This window comes from Arthrobacter sp. TB 23 (genome assembly GCF_000294595.1).
Taxonomy (GTDB): Bacteria; Actinomycetota; Actinomycetes; order Actinomycetales; family Micrococcaceae; genus Arthrobacter_D.
In genome coordinates, this window is record NZ_ALPM01000021.1 from 1 (window position 1) to 24,024 (window position 24,024).

Annotated in this window: 25 protein-coding genes and 1 tRNA gene; 19 read left to right on the top strand and 7 right to left on the bottom strand. The window is 63.0% G+C overall.

The window, feature by feature from the left end; translation table 11 throughout:
- Window positions 1-496, top strand: a 496-nt coding sequence (locus B384_RS17440) for an HNH endonuclease signature motif containing protein (RefSeq protein WP_035766225.1), incomplete at its 5' end; no start/stop codon positions are given.
- Window positions 497-558: 62 nt separating this feature from the next.
- Here the strand turns inward: B384_RS17440 and B384_RS0101965 are convergent.
- Genes B384_RS0101965 through B384_RS17445 form a run of 3 tightly spaced genes read right to left on the bottom strand, consistent with a single transcriptional unit; the run spans window position 559 to window position 2,448 of the window.
- Window positions 559-801, bottom strand: a complete 243-nt coding sequence (locus B384_RS0101965) for a PspC domain-containing protein (RefSeq protein ID WP_019481463.1) — start codon at window positions 799-801, stop codon at window positions 559-561.
- 25 nt (window positions 802-826) lie between these two features.
- Window positions 827-1,060, bottom strand: a complete 234-nt coding sequence (locus tag B384_RS0101970; protein WP_019481464.1) for a hypothetical protein — start codon at window positions 1,058-1,060, stop codon at window positions 827-829.
- Window positions 1,057-2,448, bottom strand: a complete 1,392-nt coding sequence (locus B384_RS17445; RefSeq protein WP_019481465.1) for a PspC domain-containing protein — start codon at window positions 2,446-2,448, stop codon at window positions 1,057-1,059. The genes B384_RS0101970 and B384_RS17445 overlap by 4 nt, the downstream gene beginning before the upstream one ends.
- Before the next feature lie 209 nt (window positions 2,449-2,657).
- Between B384_RS17445 and B384_RS0101980 the strand changes: the two genes are divergently transcribed.
- Both B384_RS0101980 and B384_RS0101985 read left to right on the top strand, forming a co-directional pair.
- Window positions 2,658-3,971: an ATP-binding protein gene (locus tag B384_RS0101980; protein WP_019481466.1), complete on the top strand. Its 1,314-nt coding sequence runs from the start codon at window positions 2,658-2,660 to the stop codon at window positions 3,969-3,971.
- Entirely contained in the window at window positions 3,968-4,627 is a 660-nt protein-coding gene (locus B384_RS0101985) for a LuxR C-terminal-related transcriptional regulator (protein ID WP_019481467.1), read from the top strand. The genes B384_RS0101980 and B384_RS0101985 overlap by 4 nt, the downstream gene beginning before the upstream one ends.
- A 53-nt stretch (window positions 4,628-4,680) precedes the next feature.
- On the opposite strand, the gene B384_RS0101990 is transcribed toward B384_RS0101985, so the two are convergent.
- Window positions 4,681-5,928 carry a pyridoxal phosphate-dependent aminotransferase gene (locus tag B384_RS0101990; RefSeq protein WP_019481468.1) on the bottom strand — a complete coding sequence of 416 codons (1,248 nt, stop codon included), beginning with the start codon at window positions 5,926-5,928 and terminating at the stop codon, window positions 4,681-4,683.
- A 248-nt stretch (window positions 5,929-6,176) separates the two neighbouring features.
- Here B384_RS0101990 and B384_RS0101995 point away from each other — a divergent pair.
- The 8 genes from B384_RS0101995 to rplL all read left to right on the top strand — a co-directional run bounded on the left by B384_RS0101995 (window position 6,177) and on the right by rplL (window position 11,638).
- Window positions 6,177-6,249 (top strand) — tRNA-Trp (locus B384_RS0101995).
- Window positions 6,250-6,315: 66 nt separating this feature from the next.
- Window positions 6,316-6,573, top strand: coding sequence for a preprotein translocase subunit SecE (secE, locus tag B384_RS0102000; RefSeq protein ID WP_019481469.1), 258 nt, complete (start codon window positions 6,316-6,318; stop codon window positions 6,571-6,573).
- A gap of 59 nt (window positions 6,574-6,632) precedes the next feature.
- Window positions 6,633-7,487, top strand: coding sequence for a transcription termination/antitermination protein NusG (gene nusG / locus B384_RS0102005; RefSeq protein WP_019481470.1), 855 nt, complete (start codon window positions 6,633-6,635; stop codon window positions 7,485-7,487).
- Window positions 7,488-7,609: 122 nt separating this feature from the next.
- On the top strand, window positions 7,610-8,041 hold the full coding sequence (gene rplK, locus B384_RS0102010) for a 50S ribosomal protein L11 (RefSeq protein WP_024475782.1): 432 nt from the start codon (window positions 7,610-7,612) through the stop codon (window positions 8,039-8,041).
- Between the two features lie 152 nt (window positions 8,042-8,193).
- Window positions 8,194-8,901, top strand: coding sequence for a 50S ribosomal protein L1 (rplA, locus tag B384_RS0102015; RefSeq protein ID WP_019481472.1), 708 nt, complete (start codon window positions 8,194-8,196; stop codon window positions 8,899-8,901).
- A gap of 149 nt (window positions 8,902-9,050) precedes the next feature.
- Entirely contained in the window at window positions 9,051-10,142 is a 1,092-nt protein-coding gene (locus tag B384_RS0102020) for a GNAT family N-acetyltransferase (protein WP_019481473.1), read from the top strand.
- A gap of 428 nt (window positions 10,143-10,570) precedes the next feature.
- A complete protein-coding gene (gene rplJ, locus B384_RS0102025; protein WP_019481474.1) occupies window positions 10,571-11,179 on the top strand; it encodes a 50S ribosomal protein L10 in 609 nt (202 codons plus the stop codon).
- 78 nt (window positions 11,180-11,257) lie between these two features.
- Window positions 11,258-11,638 (top strand): 50S ribosomal protein L7/L12, encoded by a 381-nt coding sequence (gene rplL / locus B384_RS0102030; protein WP_019481475.1) that lies wholly within the window; start codon window positions 11,258-11,260, stop codon window positions 11,636-11,638.
- Between the two features lie 62 nt (window positions 11,639-11,700).
- Here the strand turns inward: rplL and B384_RS0102035 are convergent, their stop codons facing one another.
- Window positions 11,701-12,903: an acetyl-CoA C-acetyltransferase gene (locus B384_RS0102035; RefSeq protein WP_019481476.1), complete on the bottom strand. Its 1,203-nt coding sequence runs from the start codon at window positions 12,901-12,903 to the stop codon at window positions 11,701-11,703.
- 68 nt (window positions 12,904-12,971) lie between these two features.
- Window positions 12,972-13,568: a hypothetical protein gene (locus B384_RS0102040; RefSeq protein ID WP_019481477.1), complete on the bottom strand. Its 597-nt coding sequence runs from the start codon at window positions 13,566-13,568 to the stop codon at window positions 12,972-12,974.
- Between the two features lie 24 nt (window positions 13,569-13,592).
- Between B384_RS0102040 and B384_RS17450 the strand changes: the two genes are divergently transcribed.
- Window positions 13,593-14,351, top strand: coding sequence for a glycosyltransferase family 2 protein (locus tag B384_RS17450; protein WP_035766227.1), 759 nt, complete (start codon window positions 13,593-13,595; stop codon window positions 14,349-14,351).
- On the opposite strand, the gene idi is transcribed toward B384_RS17450, so the two are convergent.
- Complete coding sequence (idi, locus tag B384_RS0102050; protein WP_019481479.1) at window positions 14,336-14,884, bottom strand: isopentenyl-diphosphate Delta-isomerase; 549 nt, start codon at window positions 14,882-14,884, stop codon at window positions 14,336-14,338. The genes B384_RS17450 and idi overlap by 16 nt on opposite strands.
- A gap of 65 nt (window positions 14,885-14,949) precedes the next feature.
- On the opposite strand from idi, the gene B384_RS0102055 reads away from it, so the two are divergent.
- The 7 genes from B384_RS0102055 to rpoB all read left to right on the top strand — a co-directional run bounded on the left by B384_RS0102055 (window position 14,950) and on the right by rpoB (window position 23,943).
- Window positions 14,950-16,014: a polyprenyl synthetase family protein gene (locus B384_RS0102055; RefSeq protein ID WP_019481480.1), complete on the top strand. Its 1,065-nt coding sequence runs from the start codon at window positions 14,950-14,952 to the stop codon at window positions 16,012-16,014.
- 6 nt (window positions 16,015-16,020) lie between these two features.
- On the top strand, window positions 16,021-16,914 hold the full coding sequence (locus B384_RS0102060) for a phytoene/squalene synthase family protein (protein ID WP_019481481.1): 894 nt from the start codon (window positions 16,021-16,023) through the stop codon (window positions 16,912-16,914).
- A gap of 19 nt (window positions 16,915-16,933) precedes the next feature.
- A complete protein-coding gene (gene crtI, locus B384_RS0102065; RefSeq protein ID WP_050994826.1) occupies window positions 16,934-18,580 on the top strand; it encodes a phytoene desaturase family protein in 1,647 nt (548 codons plus the stop codon).
- Window positions 18,577-18,909 (top strand): lycopene cyclase domain-containing protein, encoded by a 333-nt coding sequence (locus B384_RS0102070; protein ID WP_019481483.1) that lies wholly within the window; start codon window positions 18,577-18,579, stop codon window positions 18,907-18,909. Before crtI ends, B384_RS0102070 begins: the two co-directional genes overlap by 4 nt.
- Window positions 18,906-19,286, top strand: a complete 381-nt coding sequence (locus B384_RS0102075) for a lycopene cyclase domain-containing protein (protein ID WP_019481484.1) — start codon at window positions 18,906-18,908, stop codon at window positions 19,284-19,286. Before B384_RS0102070 ends, B384_RS0102075 begins: the two co-directional genes overlap by 4 nt.
- Complete coding sequence (locus tag B384_RS0102080; protein WP_019481485.1) at window positions 19,283-20,173, top strand: prenyltransferase; 891 nt, start codon at window positions 19,283-19,285, stop codon at window positions 20,171-20,173. Before B384_RS0102075 ends, B384_RS0102080 begins: the two co-directional genes overlap by 4 nt.
- A gap of 260 nt (window positions 20,174-20,433) precedes the next feature.
- Entirely contained in the window at window positions 20,434-23,943 is a 3,510-nt protein-coding gene (rpoB, locus tag B384_RS0102085; protein WP_019481486.1) for a DNA-directed RNA polymerase subunit beta, read from the top strand.
- The last annotated feature ends 81 nt before the right edge of the window (window positions 23,944-24,024 follow it).

Below are 24,024 nucleotides of genomic sequence, written 5' to 3' on the forward strand. Positions count from 1 at the left end.
GGCGAAGGTGTTCGTCACCGTTCCGGTGATGACTCTCCTCGGCGGGGATGCTCCGGGTGAGTTGGAAGGGTATGGGCCGATTGATCCTGAGACGGCACGTCAGCTCGCCGGGCACGCACCATCGTTCACCAGGATCCTCACCCACCCCTTTACCGGGGCCAGGCTGGGCGCTGATGCGACCACGTATCGGGTCCCGCAGGACCTGAAGGATGCGGTCCGGGTCAGGGACGGGACGTGTCGGCATCCGGGATGTAACCGGTTGGCGGTGTTCTGCGAACTCGACCACACCACCCCCTGGTCCCAAGGCGGCAAAACGTCCTACGGGAATCTGGCGTCCCTGTGTAAACGTCACCACATGTTCAAAACCGAAGGCTACTGGCACTACCAACAACCCGACCCCGGGACGATCATCGCGATCTCACCACTCGGCGAAACCTACCTCACCCGACCAGACCCACCACCAGCACCACGGCCGGAAACCCCACCGCCATTCTGAGCAGTGTCTGCCTAGATGCACCCCGCTGCTGCGGGGCGCCCCCTACTTCACTACGGCGTTCGTTACCGGCTGGCGATGATCTTCTGCAACGCTACGGTGCCGTCCGTCTTGGGAAGGAGCAGCCACGCCACGAAGTACATCGGGATGCTGATGAACGGCAGGAGGAAACTCAGGAGGATGCCGATCCGGACGTACGCGACTGGCCAGTTGAACTGCAGTGCGATGCCGGAAGCAATCCCGCCGAGCCACCCGCCCGGGGCACGCTTGATGGGTGATTTACGGAGAATATCGAAGAATTTGTCCATGATTTAGGCTAACCCGTTTCGGTAGTCAGTGGTGGTTGGATTTGCGGCCGGTCATTGAGATCAGACCGCCGACCACGAGGGCCACCCCGGTGCCGACCAGTAAACCGATCAGCACCAGACCGGTGTCCAGGTTGATGTCAACAAGTTGAGACAGCAGCACCAGAATTCCCACCGCGATCGCTATCAGCCCCCAGACCACGGTGCCGGCGCGGACTGATTTCCCGCCGTCGTTCTTGGCAGTGTACCCAGTGGTGCTCATCGCGAGATGCCTCCTACGTTTTCAAGTTCGGTTTGGGTGGCGGCCACCGTGGTGTGGCTCATGGCGCCGCGGATTTCGAGGATGATCCTCGGTCCGGAGGCGTCCTGGTTCAAATCGATCTGCGCGGGATGCCACATGCCGCCAGCCGTCGCTTCCTGGCCGTTATCCACGGTGCTGAGAGCTCCGAGAGCGATTGAGGAGCGCACCTCAACCGGGACGTCGTCGGGAATCAGGATGCCCACATTTCCTGCGAGGCTGTTCACTGGGACCACCAGATCTTCGTCGAGGTTGGCCAGGTTGCTGAGATCAACGGTGCCCTGACCCGCAACCACGGTGTATCCGTCGCTGGCAGGTCTCTCGGTGGTGGGACTCCAGGCGGCACTGCTGCCGATCGTGAGAGCTCCCGTGCCTAGGGTTGAGCCGGTCACCACTGCTGCCGCCATGCCGACTGCAGCCATGAAGCCGAGGAAGCCTGAGGTGCGGCCGCGGAGACCCAGCGTCACGATGCCCAATCCGAGCAGGATCAGGCCAGCGGCGATCGCAACCGGGATCGCTGAGTTGCCCAGGCTGAAAATTCCGGTGTAGTCGAGGACCAGGACGGCGCCGACGGCGATGAGTGCGCCACCCAGATAGAGAGCCAATTCGGCGCCGCTCGGCTTGGGGACCGGAGGTTTCTGCGGCACAGGCGGTCTCTGCCTGGGAGCCGGGAGCGGTGGCAGCTCACTGTACAGAGGTGGTGGGGTTAGGGTGCCCGGCGGTCGGGACGTGCCAGGTTTGTCGGTGGCGACAGTGTGAGTCGAGCTGGTGTGGGCCCCGGCGGGTGGCGCGCTTGCAGTCCCTGGGGCGTCCGTCTTCTTGTTCGACATAGTGACCACCACATAAATCCCGAAGATAACGGCGCCGATCCAGAAGATGGTCCAGAAAAATGCACCACCACCACCGTCGTCGACGAAGAACGGAAAGTTGGGGCGGCCGATTCCCACAACCGTCAGGATCAGGGCGCCGGTCATGCCTGAGGTCCAGCTGCCCCGCGCCGCGGATTCGAGGTGGATGCGTCCGTCTGGTTCGGGCAGCAGCGCCCACGCGAGGCCGTACAGCAGGACTCCCACGCCGCCGAAGATTGCCAGCAGGATAAACCCGCCCCGGATGAGGACCGGGTCCAGGCCGGTCCGGACCGCGATACCGCTGGCGACCCCGCCGATCCAGCGGTCCTGACCCCTGACGATGCCAAGGCCACGAAGCCAGCCAAAGAAGTTGGTGGAGGCTGCTGGGGGTGTGTCGGCCCGAGGCGTCCCCCCGGGAGCGCTGTCTGGGTCAGGCATGCCGTTGACGGCGGGNGGGAGGAGCCTCGCCTGCGGGCTGGTCCCGGGGGCTGAAGTCCTGACCATGTCCGGCAGCCGGCTCCACGGGATCGGGTGTTGCTTCAATCGGAGGGTTATCCGAGTGGTCGTTCGGGTCCTGATGCGAATTCATACTTCAATCCTGTCGGCAGGGGAACAGAGTTTCTATCGGGGGCTACCCTGACCTGTCCCTGAGGGGCACCTGACTTTCCCTGAATCCCGCACCAGTCGGCCCGGGATCGTGTTTGGATTGGGTCATGAGACCAGCCCTGCTTCGCTCCAACGACGCGATGATCGCCGGTGTGTGCGCGGGACTTGCCGCCCACCTCGGCATCACGATCAACGTGGCACGGATCGCCATGGTGGGCCTGGCATTTGCCGGCGGGGCAGGGATCTTCCTCTATGGCTGGTTGTGGGTGCTGGTCCCCACCCAGGAGGAACAACTCCGGCGGGCCCCCACCCCAGTGGGCCCCCGCCTCACCTTCCCGACGTCCCAGGGGGCTGCCGGTGGGGCCACCAGCAGCTTCGTAGGGAGTTCCGCAAGCCCAATGGTGAGCCCGACGGCGGATCCCTCGGCTGGGTCGCGCGGCAGCACTCAATCCCTCATCGGTAAACGCGAAGTCCTGCTCGGCACTGCACTTTTGCTGGTGGCGGCAGTGGCGATTGCCCAGCAGCTTGGCGCCAACCTGCCGCTCGACACCCTGCTGCCGGTCGGTGTGGTGGTGGCCGGGGCAGTACTGGCCTGGACCCAACTGGACGAGACACGCCGTGCTGGCCTGATGAACCGTGCCGGGGCATCGCAGGCCGGAGGCCTGGCCCGACTGGTAGCCGGCCTGCTGTTGGTGACTGTTGGAGTGCTGATCATGGTTTCCGGGTCCATCTCCTGGGAGCTCACCTGGTCAACACTGATAGCCACGGGAGCGGTGCTGGCTGGGGTCTTTCTGGTGTTGGCCCCGTGGGGGCTGAAGTTCTGGCGGGATCTTGAAACCGAAAGATCGGGGCGGGCCAGAGAAACTGAACGGGCCGAAATCGCCGCCCACCTCCATGATTCGGTGCTGCAGACCCTCGCGCTGATCCAGAACCGGGCGGGCTCCGAACAGGATGTGGTCCGGCTGGCCCGAGCGCAGGAACGTGAGTTGCGAAACTGGCTGTACGCCGATGCCACCCAGCAGTCTGGAAACCTGGCGGAGCGGATCCGCGCCCTCGCTGCCGAGATCGAGGATAGCTACGGCACTCCCATCGACGTAGTGGTTGTGGGGGACGCTGAACTCTCCGCGCGGCAGGAGATTCTGGCGCAGGCAGCCCGCGAGGCGGTGCTCAACGCCGCGAAACACGCGGGGGGCAACATTTCCGTGTACCTGGAGGCCGGCCCGACCGGATCGACGATCTTCGTCAGGGATCGGGGCAGCGGGTTCGATCCGGAGACCATTCCGGAGGATCGGATGGGGATCCGCGTCTCCCTGTATAGCCGGATGGACCGACACGGAGGTGAGGTGTCCATCCGCAGTAACTCGGAAGGCACCGAGGTTAAACTGGTGATGCCAGAAAAGGAAGCAGACGGTGCGCAGTGAATGATCCCCAGCAGCCAATCACGGTGGTCGTGGTTGATGACCACGCCATCTTCCGATCCGGTCTTCGCGCCGACCTCGACAGCCGAATCACAGTTCTTGCAGAAGCCGCCGGAGTAGCTGAAGCCATTGCTGCCATCCACGAGCACCGGCCGCAGGTGGTGCTCCTGGATGTGCACCTGCCGGGCGGTTCCGGCGGCGGCGGTGCCGAGGTTATCGCGGGCTGTACTGGCCTGCTCGCGGGGACGCGGTTCCTGGCGCTGAGCGTGTCAGACGCGGCAGAGGACGTGGTGACTGTGATCCGTGCCGGTGCCAGGGGATATGTCACCAAGACCATATCCGGCCCCGAGATTTCCGACGCCGTGTTGAGGGTTGCCTCCGGGGACGCCGTGTTCTCGCCGCGGCTGGCCGGTTTTGTCCTTGACGCCTTCGGCACCGCGGCAGTCGCCTCGGTGGATAGCGAACTGGACCGGCTTTCGGCCCGCGAACTCGAGGTGATGCGCCTCATCGCCCGCGGTTACAGCTACAAAGAGGTCGCCAAGGAGCTGTTCATCTCCATCAAGACGGTCGAAACGCACGTATCGGCGGTGCTACGGAAGCTCCAGCTGTCCTCCCGGCATGAACTCACCCGGTGGGCCGCCGAACGGCGGCTCCTCTAGCGCCCGGGCGGCTGGCCGGGAGGACACTGTGCAAACTACTGCGCCGTCGTTAATTACTGCGCCGTGGCGAGGAACTCCTGCAGGCGACCGACGCCGGTGGCGAGGTCAGCATCACCCAAGGCATAGGACAGCCGAAGGTACCCACTGGGGCCGAACGCTTCACCCGGCACCACCGCCACCTCGACCTTGTCCAGAATCAGCGCGGCCAGCTCAGCTGAGGTCGCTGGCCGAATCCCTCCCAGTTCGCGACCCAGCAGAGACCGAACGTCAGCGTAGGCATAGAAGGCGCCTTTGGGGACCGGGCACTCGATGCCGTCGATCGCGTTCAGCCCCTCCACCATCGCAATCCGCCGTCGGTCAAACGCCACCTTCATCTCGTTAACTGCTGTCAACGGGCCGGACACTGCGGCCAAGGCCGCCATCTGGGGTACGTTCGAGACATTGGACGTGGCATGGGACTGCAGGTTGGTGGCGGCCTTCACCACGTCCTTCGGCCCGATCATCCAGCCCACCCGCCAGCCGGTCATGGCGTAGGTCTTTGCGACGCCGTTGAGGATCACCATTCGGTCGCCAATTGCAGGTGACGCAGTGGCAATGGAGGTGAACGGGACGCCGTCGTACGTGAGGTGCTCGTAGATTTCGTCGGTAACTACCCACAGGTCATGCCCCGCAGCCCAATCGCCGATTTCCTTCACCTGGTCCGGGCTGTAAACCGCTCCGGTGGGGTTGGATGGGGAAACAAACAGCAGAATTTTGGTGCGCGGGGTCAGCGCAGCCTCCAACTGGTCGACGGTCACCAGGTAGCCCTGCTCGGGTCCGGCAAACACCTCCACCGGAACGCCGCCAGCCAACCGGATAGCCTCGGGGTAGGTGGTCCAGAACGGTGTGGGAACCAGAACCTCGTCTCCGGGATCGAGCAAGGTGGCGAAGGATTCATAGACGGCCTGCTTGCCACCGTTGGTGACAAGCACCTGGGCCGGATCAACCGTGTAGCCCGAGTCCCTCAGCGTCTTCTCGGCGATGGCCTGCTTCAGTTCGGGAAGCCCCCCTGCAGGCGAGTACCTGTGGAAACGGGGCTGCCGTGCCGCGTCGATCGCCGCTTCCACAATGTAGTCGGGTGTAGGAAAATCGGGTTCGCCAGCACCAAACCCAATTACCGGACGGCCGGCGGCCTTAAGCGCCTTCGCCTTGGCATCGACGGCGAGTGTCGCCGATTCAGCGATGGCGGCAATTCGCTTCGAGATCCGCCGTCGTGGCTCGTTCGGGGCGTCCTGCGTCTGGGCGTCAGGGGTGGCAGTCATGGTGTTCCCTTAGAGTTGGTGGTGCAGTGGACTGTGACGTGATTCCAGCTTAGGCCGAAGACGCCGTCCGGCCACGTTACTGTCGCACAACTCAGCCTTTTTCGGGCACTTCTAGCGGTCCAGGCGGTTCGCCGGGTCTTCCGGTTCGACGCCGGGGCGGACATTGCGTAGACTTATTCCTCGGTGTTGAAATCGCCATGATGGTTCGTGCCTGCGTTAGCGTAGTCGGATCGGCGGAATCAATCCATAGGGTAGTGGCGCAATTGGTAGCGCAGCGGTCTCCAAAACCGCAGGTTGCAGGTTCGAGTCCTGTCTGCCCTGCGCATTCGACGTAGCAAGAGAGTCCTCACGGACTACAGAAACCGACACAAATGGAAGAGGTTGAAGGTGACCGAAACGGCTGCGGGCAGCCCCCAGGGTGGCCCTTCCGAGAAGAACACTCCCAAGCGGGGTTTCTTCGGCCGAATCATCCTCTTCGTGCGGCAGGTTGTCTCTGAGCTCAAGAAGGTAGTTGTACCGACCCGCAGGGAACTCGTGCGGTACACCATCACCGTGATGGTCTTCGTGATCATCATGATGCTGATTGTGACCGCCCTGGACTTCCTGTTCGGGACGGCTGCGGTATGGGTCTTCGGCGGCGCATAGCGAGACCCGCGCGGTAATGCAGTAAACAAGCTGAAGAATTTTAGAAAGCAGGCAGCTAGGTGTCCGAGCAAGAACTCGAACGGCAGATCACTTCTGTTGAGGATGATCTGGAGAACGAGGATCAGGTAGCTGATTCCGGAGTCGAAGCGACCCCGGCTGACAGCGATGCCTCGGCCGACGGCGAGACCGAGTCCCCAGTGGAACCTTTCGAAGGCGAAACTGAAGAATCCACCGAGACCGCAGAATCCACCGATGTCGAAACCGACGTCGATGATTCCGAGCCGGCCGCCGACGAGGATGCCGCTCCGGCGGAAGATCCGGTGGCACTTTTCAAGGCGCAGCTCCGCCGGCAGGAGGGTGACTGGTATGTCATCCACTCCTATGCGGGTTACGAGAACCGCGTGAAAGCGAACCTCGAGACTCGTATCCAGACCCTGGACATGGAAGAGCACATCTTCGAAATCCAGGTGCCGATGGAGGAAGTGGTGGAGATCAAGAACACCACCCGCAAAATCGTCAACCGGGTCCGTATTCCCGGTTACGTGCTCGTCCGCATGGACCTCACCGACGCATCGTGGGGTGCCGTCCGGCACACCCCGGGAGTCACCGGCTTTGTGGGTAACGCCCACAACCCGGTGCCACTGAGCCTCGGTGAAGTGTTCTCCATGCTCGAGCACACAGTGGTCCACACCGATCCTGAATCGGGCAAGCCAGCGAAGAACCAGCTCACCCCAGCGACGGTCAACTTCGAAGTAGGCGAGCCGGTCACGGTCAACGAGGGCCCATTCGAGACCCTGCAGGCGACAATTTCCGAGATCAAACCGGAGTCCCAGCAGCTGGTTGTTCTGGTATCGATCTTCGAGCGCGAAACCCCGGTGACGCTCTCGTTCAGCCAGGTCACCAAGCTGCAGTAATCAAGCTTCGTACCGCCCGGGCCGGCTTAGCCCAGGTGGTGCGGTAGGTCATCACGCCATGGTGACCAACAACCCATGGGACGCTCCTGTCCTGTGGACGTAATGTGAAAGAAGGACCCTTCATGGCCCCCAAGAAAAAGGTCACCGGCCTGATCAAGTTGCAGATCAATGCGGGCGCCGCTAACCCGGCACCACCCATTGGTCCAGCACTTGGCCAGCACGGCGTCAACATCATGGAATTCTGCAAGGCGTACAACGCTGCAACAGAATCCCAGCGCGGAAACGTCATCCCCGTTGAAATCACCGTGTATGAGGATCGCTCATTCACGTTCATCACCAAGACCCCTCCAGCTGCCGAGCTCATCAAGAAGGCTGCCGGAGTTGCCAAGGGTTCCGCAACGCCGCACACCGTCAAGGTTGCCAAGCTGAGCAAGGACCAGGTCAACGAGATCGCCACCATGAAAATGGAAGACCTCAACGCCAACGATGTCGAGGCAGCAGCCAAGATCATCGCCGGTACCGCCCGCTCAATGGGTATCACGGTAGAAGGCTAAAGCCTTTCACCCACCGCTCGGCGAAGCGATTCACCGTGCACCTCACAAAGAAAACGTAGACGCGAGAACCGCCAACTTGGCGGAATCGAGCGTCGGAGTGTGGCAGGGCCCGCGCGGTCCGCAGACCACAACTGCATAAGGAGAAAAAGCAGATGGCAAAGCGCAGCAAAGCATATAAGGCGGCCGAAGCCAAGATCGAGGCAGACAAGCAGTACGCCCCGCTCGAGGCAGTAGTTCTGGCCAAGGAAACCAACCCCTCAACCTTCGACGCCACCGTCGAGGTAGCGTTCCGGTTGGGTGTTGACCCTCGCAAGGCTGACCAGATGGTCCGCGGCACGGTCAACCTCCCGCACGGCACCGGCAAGACCAAGCGCGTCCTGGTCTTCGCGACGGGCGAAAAGGCAGAAGCGGCAATTGCTGCAGGCGCCGACTTCGTTGGTTCCGACGACATGATCGAGAAGGTTGCAGCCGGCTGGGTCGATTTCGACGCCGCCGTCGCCACCCCTGACCTCATGGGAAAGGTTGGCCGTCTGGGTAAGGTGCTGGGTCCCCGTAACCTGATGCCAAACCCGAAGACCGGCACCGTAACCGCCGACGTCACGAAGGCTGTTACAGACATCAAGGGTGGCAAGATCGACTTCCGCGTCGACAAGCACTCCAACCTGCACTTCATCATCGGCAAAGTGTCGTTCGATGTGCAGAAGCTCGCCGAGAACTACGCGGTCGCTCTGGAAGAGGTGCTTCGTTTGAAGCCTTCAGCTTCCAAGGGTCGCTACATCCAGAAGGCCACGGTATCCACTACCTTCGGTCCAGGCATCACCGTTGACCCAAGCGTCACCAAGGTTCTGGCCGACGCCTAGGCAGTTCGAACGCCGTCGGGCACAGTTTCTGAGCTAGACAGCCGAAGGGACGCAGCATAACGCTGCGTCCCTTCGTCGTTTAACCGTCGATTTCAGTCGGTTTGGAATTAGTGATTGGCAGTTCTCAATCACTCGGTTAGACTTCCGATATGAAAACCACTGCCACCACCATTGAAGTCCTTACCCGACCGGCGTCGCTCGACCATGCCGGCGGAGCCGACTTCGTCGCGGCAGCTGAGTTAAGCAACCTGGTTGAGCGGGTCCTCTGGGGCAACGACGACCACTACTACAGTCCACAGGCGCGGTACGAGTCCTCACAGCCGAACGACTACGAGGAACGTGTGATGTTCGTGGCGCGCGACGGCGTCGTCGTCGTCGGGAAAGCCGTCATCGACATTCCCCTCATCGATAACCTTGGCACGTGCTACGTCTTCGTCGCAGTCCATCCTGACTACCGCAGACAGGGCATCGGCGCGCGGCTCTACCGTGCCCTGGAAGATCACGCGCGGGAGATCGGCAGAACGATCATCATGGCCTGGACCGACGAGCCCGCCGGATTCGATGCCAGTCCAGTCAACGTGCTGGTCCCGGCGACGGGTGCGGGAGCCTTCCCGCGGCACTGTGCGACGACGGCGCTTGCCCTCCGTAACGGGTTCCAGCTGGCGCAGATCGATCGGTGTAGCGTCTTGCTCCTGGACAGGTCACTTCCGCGGGCCGACGCGCTGGCCCGGACCGCCCAGAAGACAGCAGGTCAGGATTACGAGCTGGTGCAGTGGCGGGACCGCTGCCCCGAAGACCTCGTGGAGCAATACGCCCTGCTGCGCCAGACGATGAGCACGGACGTGCCGATGGGGGATCTGGACTGGGAAGAGGAAGTCTGGGATGCCGCACGGATCAGGGAGGGCGAAGACCGCCTGCTTCGCTCCGGTGGCCATTCGCTGGTCCGGGCGGTCCGGCATTGTCCTACCGGACTGCTCGCAGGCCACACCATCCTGGAGTACCAGCCGGAGAAGCCGGAAGTGGTGTCCCAGGACGACACCCTGGTGTTGCGTAACCATCGAGGGCATCGACTCGGTATGTGGTTGAAGGCAGCGAATTTGCTGTCCGCACCCTCCGTCTGGCCCGAGGCGCAGCGGGTCTACACCTGGAACGCCGAGGAAAATGCGCACATGCTCGCGGTGAACGTGGAACTGGGTTTCGTGCCCGCGGGGTACACCGCCGCCTGGCAAAAGAAGGGTTGACGCTAAGGACAAAAGTGGCTGCCCCGCGTCCGGCGGCGCAGGAAAGTGGCTGGCCTGCGGAAAAGTGGTGGCCCGACCGTTGTCCTGCGGGTGGGCCACTTTTCCGTGAGAGGGCTGGCCATCCCGCGTCCCAGACCGGGGCGGAAACTCCGCGAGGGGCCAGGATTTGGTTACCCTCTGACCGGTGACGTACCCTTGAAGAACCAAAGACCGTCGGTCGATGCGTACCCCACCCTTTATCCACAGGTTTCCTGTGGTTTGCGGGCCGGGGCATGTGTCTGAAGGTTCCCGTCAAGGGCGGCCAGCGCAGGTGAACGAAGCTCCTCAGTACACACGGTAAAGCCGATGTACCGAAGCCCCGTGCATCTGCGCGGGGCGTTTTTTATTGGGGCAGTAAAAGCCGGCATCAATTCCCCGGAAGGAGGGTTATGGCAACCGCAATCAAGGTAAGCGCAGTTGAGGAAATCGTCACTGATTTCAAAGACTCAAATGCTGCAGTCCTAACCGAATACCGCGGGCTCACCGTTGCACAGCTCAAGGAACTGCGCCGTTCACTCGGCCAGGACACCAAGTACGCTGTCGTCAAAAACACCCTGACGGGCATTGCAGCCAAGGAAGCCGGCATCGACGCGTTCGATAGCCAGCTCGCCGGACCCACTGCAATCGCCTTCATCAAGGGTGACGCTATTGCAGCGGCAAAGAGCCTGACGGATTTCGCGAAGTCCAACCCACAGCTCATCATCAAGACTGGTGTTTTCGAGGGCCGAGCCCTTGACGCCGCCGGTGTAAAGGCTCTCGCTGCTCTCGAGTCGCGTGAACTTCAGCTGGCCCGCGTTGCCGGAGTGCTGCAAGCACCCATGGCAGCACTCGCCCGCACCATTGATGCATTGCGCATCAAGCAAGAGGAGGAAAGTGGAGCGCCTGCAGCAGCAGAGACGCCAGCCGCCGACGCTCCTGCTGCAGAGGAAGCAGCTGCACCAGCAGCAGCCGAGTCAGAGGCCGCTCCCGAAGCTGCCGCAGCGCCTGAAGAGAAGTAATTTTCTTCATCCACCAAACTCCGGTACCGAGCGTCGAACCCGATGCCAGGCACCACTATAGGAAGGAAGGCTCTCGCCATGGCGAAGCTCACCAACGAAGAGCTCATTGAAGCTTTCAAGGAACTGACCATTATCGAACTCTCCGAGTTCGTTACGCTGTTCGAAGAGACCTTCGACGTCACCGCAGCTGCAGTTGCAGTTGCAGGCCCCGCCGGTGGCGGCGCAGGCGAAGCTGCTGAAGAGGAGAAGGATTCCTTCGACGTTATCCTCGAAGCAGCAGGCGACAAGAAGATCGCAGTGATCAAGGAAGTACGCGCACTGACTTCCCTGGGTCTGAAGGAAGCCAAGGACGTTGTCGACAGCGCCCCGAAGGCTGTGCTGGAAGGCGCAACCAAGGAAGCTGCCGAGAAGGCCAAGGAATCCCTCGAGGCCGCTGGCGCGACGGTAACCCTGAAGTAGTCTTTTCTGGTTTACGAAAAAACCCCTGACTCATGGAGTCAGGGGTTTTTTCATGTCACGGCTCAGTCGCGGTAGAGGAGCAGGGCTTCTCCCTGCCCGCCGCCGCCGCACAATGAAACGGCCGCCTTGCCGGTACCCCGACGGGCGAGCTCGTGCGCAGCATGCAGGGCCAGGCGGGCGCCCGAGGCACCGATGGGGTGCCCCAACGCAATGGCCCCACCGTGGATGTTGGTCTTCTCCAGCGGGTAGTCCAGATCCTTGAGCGACTGGCACGCCACCGAGCCAAAAGCCTCGTTGATTTCCACGAAGTCCAGCTCCGACGTTTGCCAGCCGGCGCGCCCCAAAGCCTGCTCAATCGCCCGCGATGGCTGCGAGTGCAACGAGTTGTCGGGTCCGGCCACCTGGCCAGGCTGCCCCACCACCGCGAGGACGGTGAGCGAATTTTCCTCGGCGTAAGCCCGCGTTGTCAGGACAAGTGCTGCTGCACCGTCTGACAGTGGTGACGAATTACCTGCTGTGATGGTGCCAGCTTGATCAAACGCTGGCCGCAGCCCTGCGAGGGACTCGACTGTCGTCGTCGGGCGAATCCCCTCATCCCGGCTCAGGACCACCGGGTCGCCCTTTCGCTGGGGGACCGAAACCGGCACAATTTCGACGTCGAACACACCGGATTCCATTGCTGCCGCAGCGCGCTGATGTGAAGCGGCGGCGACGGCGTCCTGCTCGTCCCGATTGATGCCCAGGCCGGTGTTGCCGCGCTCGGTAGAGGCGCCCATCGACTCGTTGTCGAACGCGTCGGTCAGGCCGTCGTTGGCCACCGAGTCGATTGCCTGAATGTTGCCGTAGGTCCAGCCCTGGCGGGATCCCGGCAGCAGGTGGGGCCCACGGGTCATGGATTCCTGGCCCCCGGCAACCACCACTGTCGCCTCGCCGCTGCGGATCAGTCGGGCTGCGTCGATGACAGCCGTCAGGCCGGAGAGACAGACCTTGTTGATGGTGACCGTTGGGACATCCCAGCCGATCCCTGCTTTTAATGCGGTCTGTCGTGCAGGATTCTGGCCGCAGCCCGCCTGGATGACGTGGCCCATGATGACGGCCCCCACTGTGCCGGCGTCGACCCCAGCCTTGTCCAGTGCACCGGCAACCGCCAGGGCTCCCAGATCAACAGCGGTAAAGGAGGACAGCTGGCCGTTCAGGCGGCCCTGAGGGGTCCGGGCACCTCCGACAATAACGACGTCGGCGGGTGACTTTTCTGCAGTGTTCATCGAGGGGAACGCTCACTTTCGTCTTTGAAGCAGTTGCAGACAAGGCTACTCCCTCCTCCCCAGCTCAGCTAGTGAGCATTAACTGAAATGGAGTGCCGGTGTCGTGACAACGAGGAAGCGAGGACCACCCCGGCCGCCAGGGAGCCGGCACCGCCGGCAGCCATGTCGGCCAGCGTGTCTTCATAGCCCACATTGATCTCCTTGGTGATGTACTCGTTTCCAGCCCACTCAGCAAACTCCCACACCACACTGAGGCCCAGACCGAGCGTGAGGGTGATGATCGCGACTCCCGTTCCGGCCCGTCGGGTCGGCTCGGGCCGAGGCACGTACCGCATCCGCAACAGCAGCAGGTAGGCGATGGGCGCGATTGCCGCTGTGGCGAGCGTGTGGATGACAAGATCCCACCAGGAGATCAGCTCGTACAGATCCACTACGGCGCTCCACGCGGCCACCAGCAGAGCGAGACCGTAGACGGTATCGATCCTCGGATCAACCCGGACCATCCTCGACACGAGGACTCCACCGAGCACTAAGAAAAGTACTGCAAACTCGACCGGCCCCCACCAGAGCAGCACGACAATGACGCTGAGCAGAGCGGCCCCGCGGACCGCGTCAGCCATCACCGCCCAGGGGGTTGCCGGAGGTCGAAGTAAATCGTCGATCATGTAAAACACCCTAGTATCAAAGGCATGCTCCCTACGCTCTCAGTGGTCATTCCCTGCCGGAACGACGGCGAGCTCCTCTCGGTTTGCCTTGACGCCCTCGCCGCCCAGACCTATCAGCCGCTGGAGGTGATCGTTGTCGACAACGGCTCCACCGACCTCACGGCCGCGATCGCTGAGGCCCACGGTGCGCTGGTGGTCACCGAGCCCCGGGTGGGCATTGGCGCGGCTGCCGCTGCCGGCTACAACCAGGCCCAGGGCGCTGTCATCGTGCGGTGCGACGCCGATTCAGTGCCCTCCGACGACTGGCTGGAGAAGATTGCCGCCCGCTTCGCCGCCGACGTCGGGCTCGCGGCGCTGACCGGGCCTGGCCAGTTCTACGGTGTATCCCGGCTGCGGGCCGTCACAGCAGATTTGCTGTACATGCGGGCCTATTTCCTCTCCATGGGCGCGGCCATGGCGCGCTGGCCGCTGTTCGGTTCCAACATGGCGATACGCACCGAGGTGTGGGAGGCGGTGCAGTCCCGGGTGCACTCAACCGATCCCGAGGTGCACGACGACGTCGACCTCGCGTTTGCGCTGGATCCCGGCCACCGGACGGCGTGTGACTTTTCCCTGCGGGTCGGGATCTCACCTCGTGCGCTGGTGGGGGGAGCCGACCTGCGACGTCGTGTCACCCGTGCCTTTCACACCATTGCATTGCACTGGAGCATCGCACCACCGTGGGAGCGCTGGGCCAATCACCTAAGGCCGGCTACCCGGCGGCGGTATCACTCAGCGGGGTAGAGCCGCGGAAGCTGGAGCGTCAGCCAGGGGCTGAAGGCCCAGGGGGTGAGACGGACCGCTTCCACGAGCTGGCGGGGTTCAACCCACTCCCACTGGCAGACCTCCGATGCCCGCGGGGAAAGCTGCCCGCTGCAACGGGCGGTGTAGACGGGGCAAATCTCGTTCTCCACCACTCCCGAAAAGTCCACTGCCCGGTACCTGAAGTCCGGCAGGGCGGGGGTCAGGTCAGTGACGGTGATTCCCAGCTCATAGTCGGCACGCCGCGCAATCGCATCCACCGTGGACTCTCCCGGACCGGGATGCCCGCAGAACGAATTGGTCCAGACCCCCGGCCATGTGCGTTTGGTGAGCGCCCGGCGGGTGACGAGAATCCGGCCGTCGGCGTCGAAGACATGGGTGGAAAAGGCGAGGTGCAGCGGAGTTGACGCGTGGTGCACCTCGGACTTCTCCTGCGTCCCGGTGGGGGTGCCGTCGTCGTCCACCAGGACGACAAGTTCCGCACTGGAGCGGGGACTGCCTTCTGCTACAAACACTGTCTGACCGCTCTCTGACCTGAGTCGTTTAGCATAAAAATGTGGGGTCAGTGTTTACTTTACCTATGGACATGGAAACCTTGCTGGTTGACTCCCGCGGCTTGGAGCAGGTGGAAAGTGTCCTCGCCAAGAGCTTCGCCCGCTCGAAGGCCCGTGCCGCGACCCTTGGACCCACCTATCACCACCTGTGGGAAACCCTCGAGAACTGCGCAGCCGGTGGCAAACGATTCCGGCCGCGCATGGTCATGACAGCCTACGATTGCCTGGCGGGAACCGACCGTGCCACCGCGGCCATGGTGGCGGCGTCCTTCGAAATGCTCCACACAGCCCTGATCGTTCACGACGACGTCATCGACCGCGACTTCGTCAGGCGGGGAATCCCCAACGTTTCGGGCACATACCGTCAGCTCGCGGAAAACGCCGGTCTCGCGCCCGACGACGCAGCGCACCGTGGGCTCTCCATGGGGGTCATTGCCGGGGACCTGGCCCTCTCCAGCGCGCACCGCCTCCTTGACGGCGTCCGCACCGACCCCGCCACCCGGGAACGGCTCGGCTGGCTCCTGGACGACGCAGTGTTCGCCTCAGCAGCAGGGGAGCTACTCGACGTCGACGCCTCAACCTCTAACACGACGTCGTCTGAGGACACCCTTCAGATGGCGCGCCTGAAGACGGCGGTCTATTCCTTCGAGAGCCCGCTCAAAGCCGGCGCTGTCCTGGCTGGCGCTGATGAAACCATCATCGATTCGCTCGGTGACTTCGGCAGGGATGTGGGGATCGCCTACCAGGTTGCCGACGATATTCTCGGGGTCTTCGGTGACGAGAAAACCACCGGCAAGACCACCTGGGGAGACCTGCGGGAGGGCAAACGGACAGCACTGATCTCCTACGTTGCCCAGCGGGCCGAGTGGGAAGAGGTTTCCTCACTGATCGGATCGTCCGAGCTTTCAGCTGCCGGGGCCGAAAAGATCCGCGGCGTTCTGCGGACCTGCGGGGCCCTGGATCATGCGGTGGCTCTGGCTACCGAATATGCGCAGCGGGCGCAAGTCCATCTGGAGGCCGGCCATATCCCTGCCGAACTGCGCCAGGGTCTGAGCCCCGTGGCCACTGCCGTCCTGGCGAGGGTGCGGTAGCTTCTCATGCAGCCACGCGATGCTCTTGCCTTCTACACCGATGTGACTCACCGAACCTCGGCGGTGGTGATCAGGTCCTACTCCACCTCGTTTGGGCTGGCATCACGGCTCCTCGGCGGCGATGTCCGCCAGCACGTTGAGACTGTCTATGCCCTGGTCCGGGTCGCCGATGAAGTGGTGGACGGCGCTGCAGCCGCCGCCGGGCTCAGCCTTGATCAGACGCGCGCGGTGCTTGACGACCTGGAGCAGGAAACCGAACGGGCCATGGCCGTGGGATACAGCGCCAACCCGGTTGTGCACGCCTTTGCCAACACCGCCAGGGAAACCGGAATCGCCGCGGACCTGACCAGGCCCTTCTTCGCCTCGATGCGCGCTGACCTGGAGCGGACCGAGCACACCGCCGAATCGTTCGACGAGTACGTCTACGGGTCGGCCGAAGTGGTGGGGCTCATGTGCCTGAAGTGTTTCCTCTACCAGGAAGCCAGCCCGCGCAGCGCTGACCAGGAACGCAAGCTGGTCGACGGAGCCCGCCGGCTGGGAGCTGCCTTCCAGAAGATCAATTTCCTGCGCGACCTCGCCGACGACTTCGAGGCCCTGGGGCGCAGCTACTTCCCGGGGATCAGGCCCGGCAATTTTGGCGAAGCTGACAAACACCGGCTGCTCGATGACATTGCCGCGGATCTCGCCGTCTCGGCCGACGCCCTCCGCGACCTGCCGGGTTCCAGCCGCCGCGCCGTCGCCCTGGCCCAGGGACTTTTCACCGAACTGTCCCTGCGGCTGCGCAGGACTCCCGCCGAGGAGCTCCTCACCTCACGGGTCCGGGTTCCCAATCCCGTGAAACTCCGGATCGCCGCCCAGGCACTGGCGGGCCGTGTCCCGCAGCCTGATGAAACACCCTGATGACCACCGGAAGGCTGCCATGAACGCGCACGCACCCCTGAACGGCCCACGCCGGAACGTAGTAGTCATTGGCGGCGGGATCGCCGGCCTCGCGTCGGCCGCGCTGCTCGCTGAGGAGGGGCACGCCGTCACCGTGCTCGAAAAGCAGGCGGCTACCGGGGGCCGCGCCGGGCTATGGGAGAGCGACGGGTTCAGGTTCGACACCGGGCCGTCCTGGTACCTCATGCCCGAGGTGATCGACCATTTCTTCAGGCTCCTCGGCACCAGCGCGGCCGACCACCTGGAACTGGTCAAACTGGATCCGGGGTACCGGGTGTATTCCGAGGGGCACACCGAGCCCATCAACGTTCCCGCTGAGCGGGCCGACGTCGTCAAGCTGTTCAACGACGTCGAACCCGGGGCGGGGGAGGCCCTGGAGAAGTACCTGGATTCGGCCGGCGAAACGTACACCATGGCCACCCGCCGGTTCCTCTACACCACCTTCCAGTCCTTCCTGCCCCTGCTCCGCCCCGATGTGCTCAGCCGTGTCCCGAAGCTGGTGCGCCTGCTCCTGCAACCGCTGTCCAAGCTCGCTGCCGCAACGGTGACCGATAACCGGTTGCGACAGATCCTCGGCTACCCGGCGGTCTTCCTGGGCACCTCCCCGTTCGAAGCCCCCAGCATGTACCACCTGATGAGCCACCTGGATCTCGACGACGGCGTCCTGTACCCGATGGGCGGGTTCACCCGGCTGACCGAGGCCATCGACTCCCAGGCCCGATCGAGGAACGTCGAGGTCATCACCGGCGCCCGGGTGGAACAGATCCTCACCCTGCCCGGCGATGGCCGGTCCCAAAAGGCCCGGGTGACCGGCGTCCGCTGGGTGTCGGCCGACGGCACCGAGCACACCACCGCCGCAGACACGGTGGTCGCCGCCAACGATCTGCACCACGCCGAGACGCAGCTTCTGCAGCCCGCCGACCAGACCTACCCGGAGAAGTACTGGTCCGGGCGGACCGCAGGCCCCAGTGCCCTGCTCCTGTACCTGGGCGTCAAGGGGCAGTTGCCCGAACTGGAACACCACACACTTCTGTTCACCGCGGACTGGGAAGACAACTTCGCCCGGATCTTCGGCAAGACCACCTCAGTGCCGACCCCGGCGTCGCTGTACGTGTGCCGGCCCAGCGCCACCGACCCCGGGGTGGCCCCCCAGGGTCACGAAAACGTGTTTGTCCTGGTCCCGCTGCCGGCTGATCCAGGGCTGGGCGCCGGCGGGATCGGCGGTGCGGGGGACCGGCGCATCGAAGGCCTCGCCGACACGGTGATCGACCAGATCAGCAAGTGGGCGGACATCCCCGACCTCGCCGACCGGATTGTGGTGCGGCGGACCTACGGGCCGCAGGATTTCGTGGGGGACTTCAACGCCTGGCAAGGCACTTCGCTGGGCCCGGCGCACGTGCTGAAGCAGAGCGCGTTCTTCAGGGGCCGCAACAAGAGCCGCAAGGTGGAAGGGCTCTACTATGCGGGCAGCTCAACCATCCCCGGCATCGGCATCCCGATGTGTTTGATCAGCGCCGAACTGCTGATCAAACGGCTGCGCTCCGACACCAGCACCGGTCCGCTGGCCGAGCCGCTGGTCGCCCCAGGTGCTGCTCCATTGGTCGCCGAAAGCAAGGGCAGACAATGATCAGTGCCCTGTACCTGGTCTCCCTGCTCGGCGGACTGGCGTGTGCAGCCCTGATGGATTACCGGTACGGATTGTTCTTCTGGGCAGCGCCCCGCCGGGCAGGACTGGTCCTGGCCGTGGGAGTGGGGTTCTTCCTGGCCTGGGACCTGGGCGGAATAGGGCTGGACATCTTCTATAAAGGTGACTCCGAGTTCATGATCGGCGCCATGCTGGCACCCGAACTTCCCCTGGAGGAGTTGTTCTTCCTGACCTTCCTCTGCTGGATGGCGATGAACATCTACCTGCTGATGAAACGGACCATCGAGACACGAACGCGGGTGGCGCAGTGACGTACTGGACCCTCAACGCGATCTTCCTGATCCCCGTCGCCATCGTCGCCGTCGCAGCGGTGGTGAGCTCCCGTCGTCGTACCGGGGCGTCAGCGACCGGCTCGACGGCAGCTCCCGACACTGCGGCTACGCTTTCCTGGCGTGCGATAGGGCTGTCGGCAATCATCCTGCTGGCGCTCACAGCGGTTTTCGACAACCTGATGATCCGGCTGGGATTTTTTGGCTACAACCCTGAATGGATCTCCGGCGTGTTTGTGGGAGTTGCGCCCCTCGAAGACTTCGCCTACCCGTTGGCGGCCGTAGTGCTGCTGCCGGCACTGTGGACCCTCTTCACTCCGTCCTCCTCCACCCGCTCGCCTGAGCAGGCCCGCCCATGAGTGCGCAGGCCGGGACCGGCCACACGGGGGTGGCGCGGATGCTGTTGCTGTCCTCGCGCCCGGTTTCCTGGGTCAACACGGCGTTCCCCTTCGCCGCCGCCTACTTCCTCACCACCGGAACCATCGACGCGGCTTTCGTCATCGGGACGCTGTACTTCCTGATTCCCTACAACCTCGCGATGTACGGCATCAATGACGTCTTCGACTACGAGTCGGACCTCCGCAACCCACGCAAGGGCGGCGTCGAGGGGGCAGTCCTCGACCGCCGGTTCCACCGCATCACCCTGTGGGCTGCAGTACTCACCAACGCTCCGTTCCTGGGCGTGCTGCTGGTGCTGGGGCATCCGCTCTCGGCACTGGTACTCGCAGTGAGTGTGTTCGCCGTCGTCGCCTACAGCGCGCCGGGTCTGAGGTTCAAGGAACGGCCGTTCATCGACTCGGTCACGTCGAGCACCCACTTTGTCAGCCCCGCAGTGTTTGGGCTGGTCCTGGCCGGCGCCACCTTCGACGCCGGGCTTTGGGCGGTGCTCGGGGCGTTCTTCCTGTGGGGCATCGCCAGCCAGGCGTTCGGCGCCGTCCAGGACATCCAGGCCGACCGCGAAGGCGGCATTGCCTCGATCGCCACGGTCCTGGGCGCGCGTGCGGTGGTGCGGTTCGCCGTCGGCGCCTATCTGGTGAGCGGCTTGCTGATGCTGCTGGCGCCGTGGCCAGCGACGCTGGGTGGGCTGCTGGCCCTGCCCTACATCCTCAGTATCCTGCCGTACGCCAACCTCAGCGATGAGCACTGCGAAACTGCCAACCGGGGATGGCGGCGCTTCATCAGGCTGAACTTCCTCACCGGATTCCTGGTGACCATGCTCCTGATCTGGGTGACCCAGGCAGGCTGACCCGGATTACGTATACCACACCCGGGCTGGACAGGACGGGAGCTCTGCAGTACAGTAGATATTTGCGTCTTTCCTCTTAACCTCGGCCTTCATATAGCGGTGGGCTTTGTCTTGCGTTAGTCATTTAACGGCAGATTTACTGTCCGGTCATTGACCGCAGGCTCCTGGTTCGCACACACAATCCTCGCGTTGATACGCGATGGCAGTGCAAAGAGGGCGGATATAGCTGAACAAGCCGAAGGTCTGTGGAAGGATCCCTCTTGGTCGCCTCGAGCACCTCTAATAATGCAACCGCTACCAGCCAGGTCGACGCCGAAGGCGTCTCCACCCGGCTTTCATTCGCAAAGATTCACGAACCGCTGGACGTTCCTAACCTCCTCGCGCTCCAAACTGACAGTTTCGACTGGCTGGTTGGAAACGATCGCTGGAAGGCGCGCGTGCAGGAAGCCCTGGAGCTGAAGCTGCAGGGTGTGGCCTCCACATCCGGTCTCGCTGACATCTTTGAAGAGATCTCCCCGATCGAGGATTTCCAGGGCACCATGTCCCTGAGCTTCTCGGAGCCGGAGTTCGCCGATCCGAAATACACCATGGCTGAGTGCAAGGACCGCGACGCTACGTACGCGGCCCCTCTGTATGTCAAGGCCGAGTTCATGAACAACAACACTGGCGAAATCAAGCAGCAGACAGTGTTCATGGGCGACTTCCCGTTGATGACGGAGAAGGGCACGTTTGTGATTAACGGCACCGAGCGTGTCGTCGTTTCACAGCTGGTCCGTTCACCGGGTGCCTACTTCGAGCGCACCGCCGATAAGACCAGTGACAAGGACATCTTCAGTGCGAAGATCATCCCGTCACGTGGTGCCTGGTTTGAACTCGAAATTGACAAGCGCGACCAGGTCGGCGTCCGCCTTGACCGCAAGCGCAAGCAGTCAGTCACAGTGCTCCTGAAGGCACTGGGCTGGACCGAGGGCCAGATCCTCGAAACCTTCGGCGAGTACGACTCCATCCGCGCCACCATGGAGAAAGACACCACCGAAACCCAGGAAGACGCGTTGCTGGATATCTACCGGAAGCTTCGCCCGGGAGAGCCCCCCACAGTCGAGGCTGCCAAGACGCTGCTCGACAACCTGTACTTCAACCCCAAGCGCTACGACCTGGCCAAGGTTGGTCGTTACAAGATCAACCGCAAGCTGGGTATCGACAAGAGCCTTGACGACAAGGACGCTTCGGTCCTGAACATTGACGACATTGTCGCGATGATCAAGTTCCTGGTGGCCCTGCACGCCAATGAGAAGACTCTGACCGGTAAGCGCGACGGCGGCGACGTCGAACTGCGCGTTGAGGTCGATGACATCGACCACTTCGGTAACCGACGCATCCGTGCGGTCGGCGAGCTCATCGAGAACCAGGTCCGCACCGGCCTGTCCCGGATGGAGCGCGTTGTCCGCGAGCGGATGACCACGCAGGACGTTGAGGCCATCACACCTCAGACCCTGATCAACATCCGTCCAGTAGTTGCGGCGATCAAGGAGTTCTTCGGAACGTCCCAGCTGTCGCAGTTCATGGATCAGAACAACCCTCTGGCCGGCCTGACGCACAAGCGTCGCCTGTCAGCGCTGGGCCCGGGCGGTTTGTCCCGTGACCGCGCAGGCATGGAAGTTCGTGACGTTCACCCGTCCCACTACGGTCGTATGTGCCCCATCGAAACCCCTGAAGGACCGAACATTGGTCTGATCGGTTCGCTGGCATCCTACGGACGCATCAACACGTTCGGCTTCATCGAAACCCCGTACCGCAAGGTAGTCGGCGGAATCGTCACCGAGCAGATTGACTACCTCACCGCCGACGACGAGGTGGAGCGCCTGATTGCACAGGCGAACGCGCCTCTCGACGGCAAGGGTAACTTCATCGAGCCTACGGTTCTGGTGCGTACCCGAGGCGGTTCGGGCGAGCCCGTTCTGGTCGAGGCCATTGAGGTCGAGTACATGGACGTCTCCCCGCGCCAGATGGTGTCGGTGGCTACGGCCATGATCCCGTTCCTGGAACACGATGACGCGAACCGTGCCCTGATGGGTGCAAACATGCAGCGTCAGGCTGTTCCCCTGCTCCGTTCCGAGCGTCCCCTCGTGGGAACCGGCATGGAGAAGAACGCAGCAGTCGACGCCGGTGACGCTGTCACCGCCACGAAGGCGGGCGTTGTCAAGGAGGTCTCAGCCGATCTGGTGAGCATCCTCAACGACGACGGCACCGAGACCAACTACCCGATCATGAAGTTCGCACGCTCCAACCAGGGCAACGCGTACAACCAGCGCGTGCTGGTCTCCGAGGGTGACCGGGTCGAGTACAACACGATGATCGCCGACGGTCCGTCCACAGACCAGGGTGAGCTCGCACTGGGCAAGAACATGCTCGTTGCGTTCATGTCCTGGGAAGGTCACAACTTCGAGGACGCGATCATCCTCTCCCAGCGCATCGTCTCCGACGACGTGCTGACCTCGATTCACATCGAGGAGCACGAGGTTGACGCCCGCGACACCAAGCTTGGTGCCGAGGAAATCACCCGCGACATCCCGAACGTCTCCGAAGAGGTCCTTGGGGCCCTGGACGAGCGTGGCATCATCCACATCGGTGCCGAGGTTGAAGCTGGCGACATCCTGGTTGGCCGTGTCACTCCCAAGGGTGAAACTGAGCTGACCCCTGAGGAGCGTCTGCTGCGGGCCATCTTCGGCGAGAAGAGCCGCGAGGTTCGCGACACGTCACTGAAGGTTCCCCACGGCGAGTCCGGAACAGTTATCGGTGTGCGCATCTTCGATCGCGACAACGACGACGAGCTGCCCCCCGGCGTGAACCAGCTGGTCCGCGTCTACGTGGCCCAGAAGCGTAAGATCACCGACGGCGACAAGCTGGCTGGCCGCCACGGTAACAAGGGCGTCATCTCCAAGATCCTGCCGATCGAGGACATGCCGTTCATGGAAGACGGAACCCCCGTCGATATCGTGCTGAACCCGCTGGGTGTCCCAGGTCGAATGAACGTCGGCCAGGTCCTGGAAATCCACCTCGGTTGGGTGGCCAAGCAGGGCTGGAAGATCGATGGCGAGCCGGAATGGTTGAAGAACCTCCCGAACCTGCCCCGCGAAAGCGGTTCGACCACTGTTGCAACCCCCGTCTTCGACGGCGCAACAGAGGACGAAATCGTTGGTCTGATGAACTCCACCCGGGAAACCCGCGACGGAAACCGCCTCATCGGCGGATCCGGCAAGGCGTTGCTCTTTGACGGTCGCTCCGGCGAGCCGTTCCCGGACCCCATTTCGGTCGGCTACATGTACATCCTGAAGCTGCACCACCTGGTGGACGACAAGATCCACGCACGTTCCACCGGACCGTACTCCATGATCACGCAGCAGCCGCTGGGTGGTAAGGCACAGTTCGGCGGACAGCGCTTCGGTGAAATGGAAGTCTGGGCCCTCGAGGCCTACGGCGCCGCCTACACGCTGCAGGAACTTCTGACGATCAAGTCGGATGATATCCACGGCCGCGTGAAGGTCTACGAAGCGATCGTGAAGGGTGAGAACATCCCAGAGCCGGGTGTCCCCGAGTCCTTCAAGGTGCTGATCAAGGAAATGCAGTCGTTGTGCCTGAACGTGGAAGTACTTTCCACTGACGGAACCACGATAGAGATGCGTGACTCGGATGAAGAAGTCTTCCGGGCCGCGGAGGAACTGGGCATCGACCTGTCACGGGCCGAGCCAAGTTCTGTCGAGGAAGTTTAGTTCACCCGAACCGGTGTTCGAAAAGCGGCCAACGAAATTTCGTCGGCCGCGGACGGCCTAGAAATATTAAAGGCCGCTCCC

Bases quoted from the DNA above. Each gene is read 5' to 3' on its own strand.
- rplA (WP_019481472.1), top strand. From the start codon at position 8,194: ATGGCAAAGCGCAGCAAAGCATATAAGGCGGCCGAAGCCAAGATCGAG.
- B384_RS0102080 (WP_019481485.1), top strand. From the start codon at position 19,283: ATGAGTGCGCAGGCCGGGACCGGCCACACGGGGGTGGCGCGGATGCTG.
- B384_RS0102035 (WP_019481476.1), bottom strand. From the start codon at position 12,903: ATGAACACTGCAGAAAAGTCACCCGCCGACGTCGTTATTGTCGGAGGT.
- B384_RS17450 (WP_035766227.1), top strand. From the start codon at position 13,593: ATGCTCCCTACGCTCTCAGTGGTCATTCCCTGCCGGAACGACGGCGAG.
- crtI (WP_050994826.1), top strand. From the start codon at position 16,934: ATGAACGCGCACGCACCCCTGAACGGCCCACGCCGGAACGTAGTAGTC.
- B384_RS0102060 (WP_019481481.1), top strand. From the start codon at position 16,021: ATGCAGCCACGCGATGCTCTTGCCTTCTACACCGATGTGACTCACCGA.
- B384_RS0101970 (WP_019481464.1), bottom strand. From the start codon at position 1,060: ATGAGCACCACTGGGTACACTGCCAAGAACGACGGCGGGAAATCAGTC.
- B384_RS0101990 (WP_019481468.1), bottom strand. From the start codon at position 5,928: ATGACTGCCACCCCTGACGCCCAGACGCAGGACGCCCCGAACGAGCCA.
- B384_RS0102040 (WP_019481477.1), bottom strand. From the start codon at position 13,568: ATGATCGACGATTTACTTCGACCTCCGGCAACCCCCTGGGCGGTGATG.
- B384_RS0101965 (WP_019481463.1), bottom strand. From the start codon at position 801: ATGGACAAATTCTTCGATATTCTCCGTAAATCACCCATCAAGCGTGCC.
- B384_RS0101980 (WP_019481466.1), top strand. From the start codon at position 2,658: ATGAGACCAGCCCTGCTTCGCTCCAACGACGCGATGATCGCCGGTGTG.
- B384_RS0102070 (WP_019481483.1), top strand. From the start codon at position 18,577: ATGATCAGTGCCCTGTACCTGGTCTCCCTGCTCGGCGGACTGGCGTGT.
- rplJ (WP_019481474.1), top strand. From the start codon at position 10,571: ATGGCAACCGCAATCAAGGTAAGCGCAGTTGAGGAAATCGTCACTGAT.
- rplK (WP_024475782.1), top strand. From the start codon at position 7,610: ATGGCCCCCAAGAAAAAGGTCACCGGCCTGATCAAGTTGCAGATCAAT.
- B384_RS0102055 (WP_019481480.1), top strand. From the start codon at position 14,950: ATGGACATGGAAACCTTGCTGGTTGACTCCCGCGGCTTGGAGCAGGTG.
- B384_RS0102020 (WP_019481473.1), top strand. From the start codon at position 9,051: ATGAAAACCACTGCCACCACCATTGAAGTCCTTACCCGACCGGCGTCG.
- rplL (WP_019481475.1), top strand. From the start codon at position 11,258: ATGGCGAAGCTCACCAACGAAGAGCTCATTGAAGCTTTCAAGGAACTG.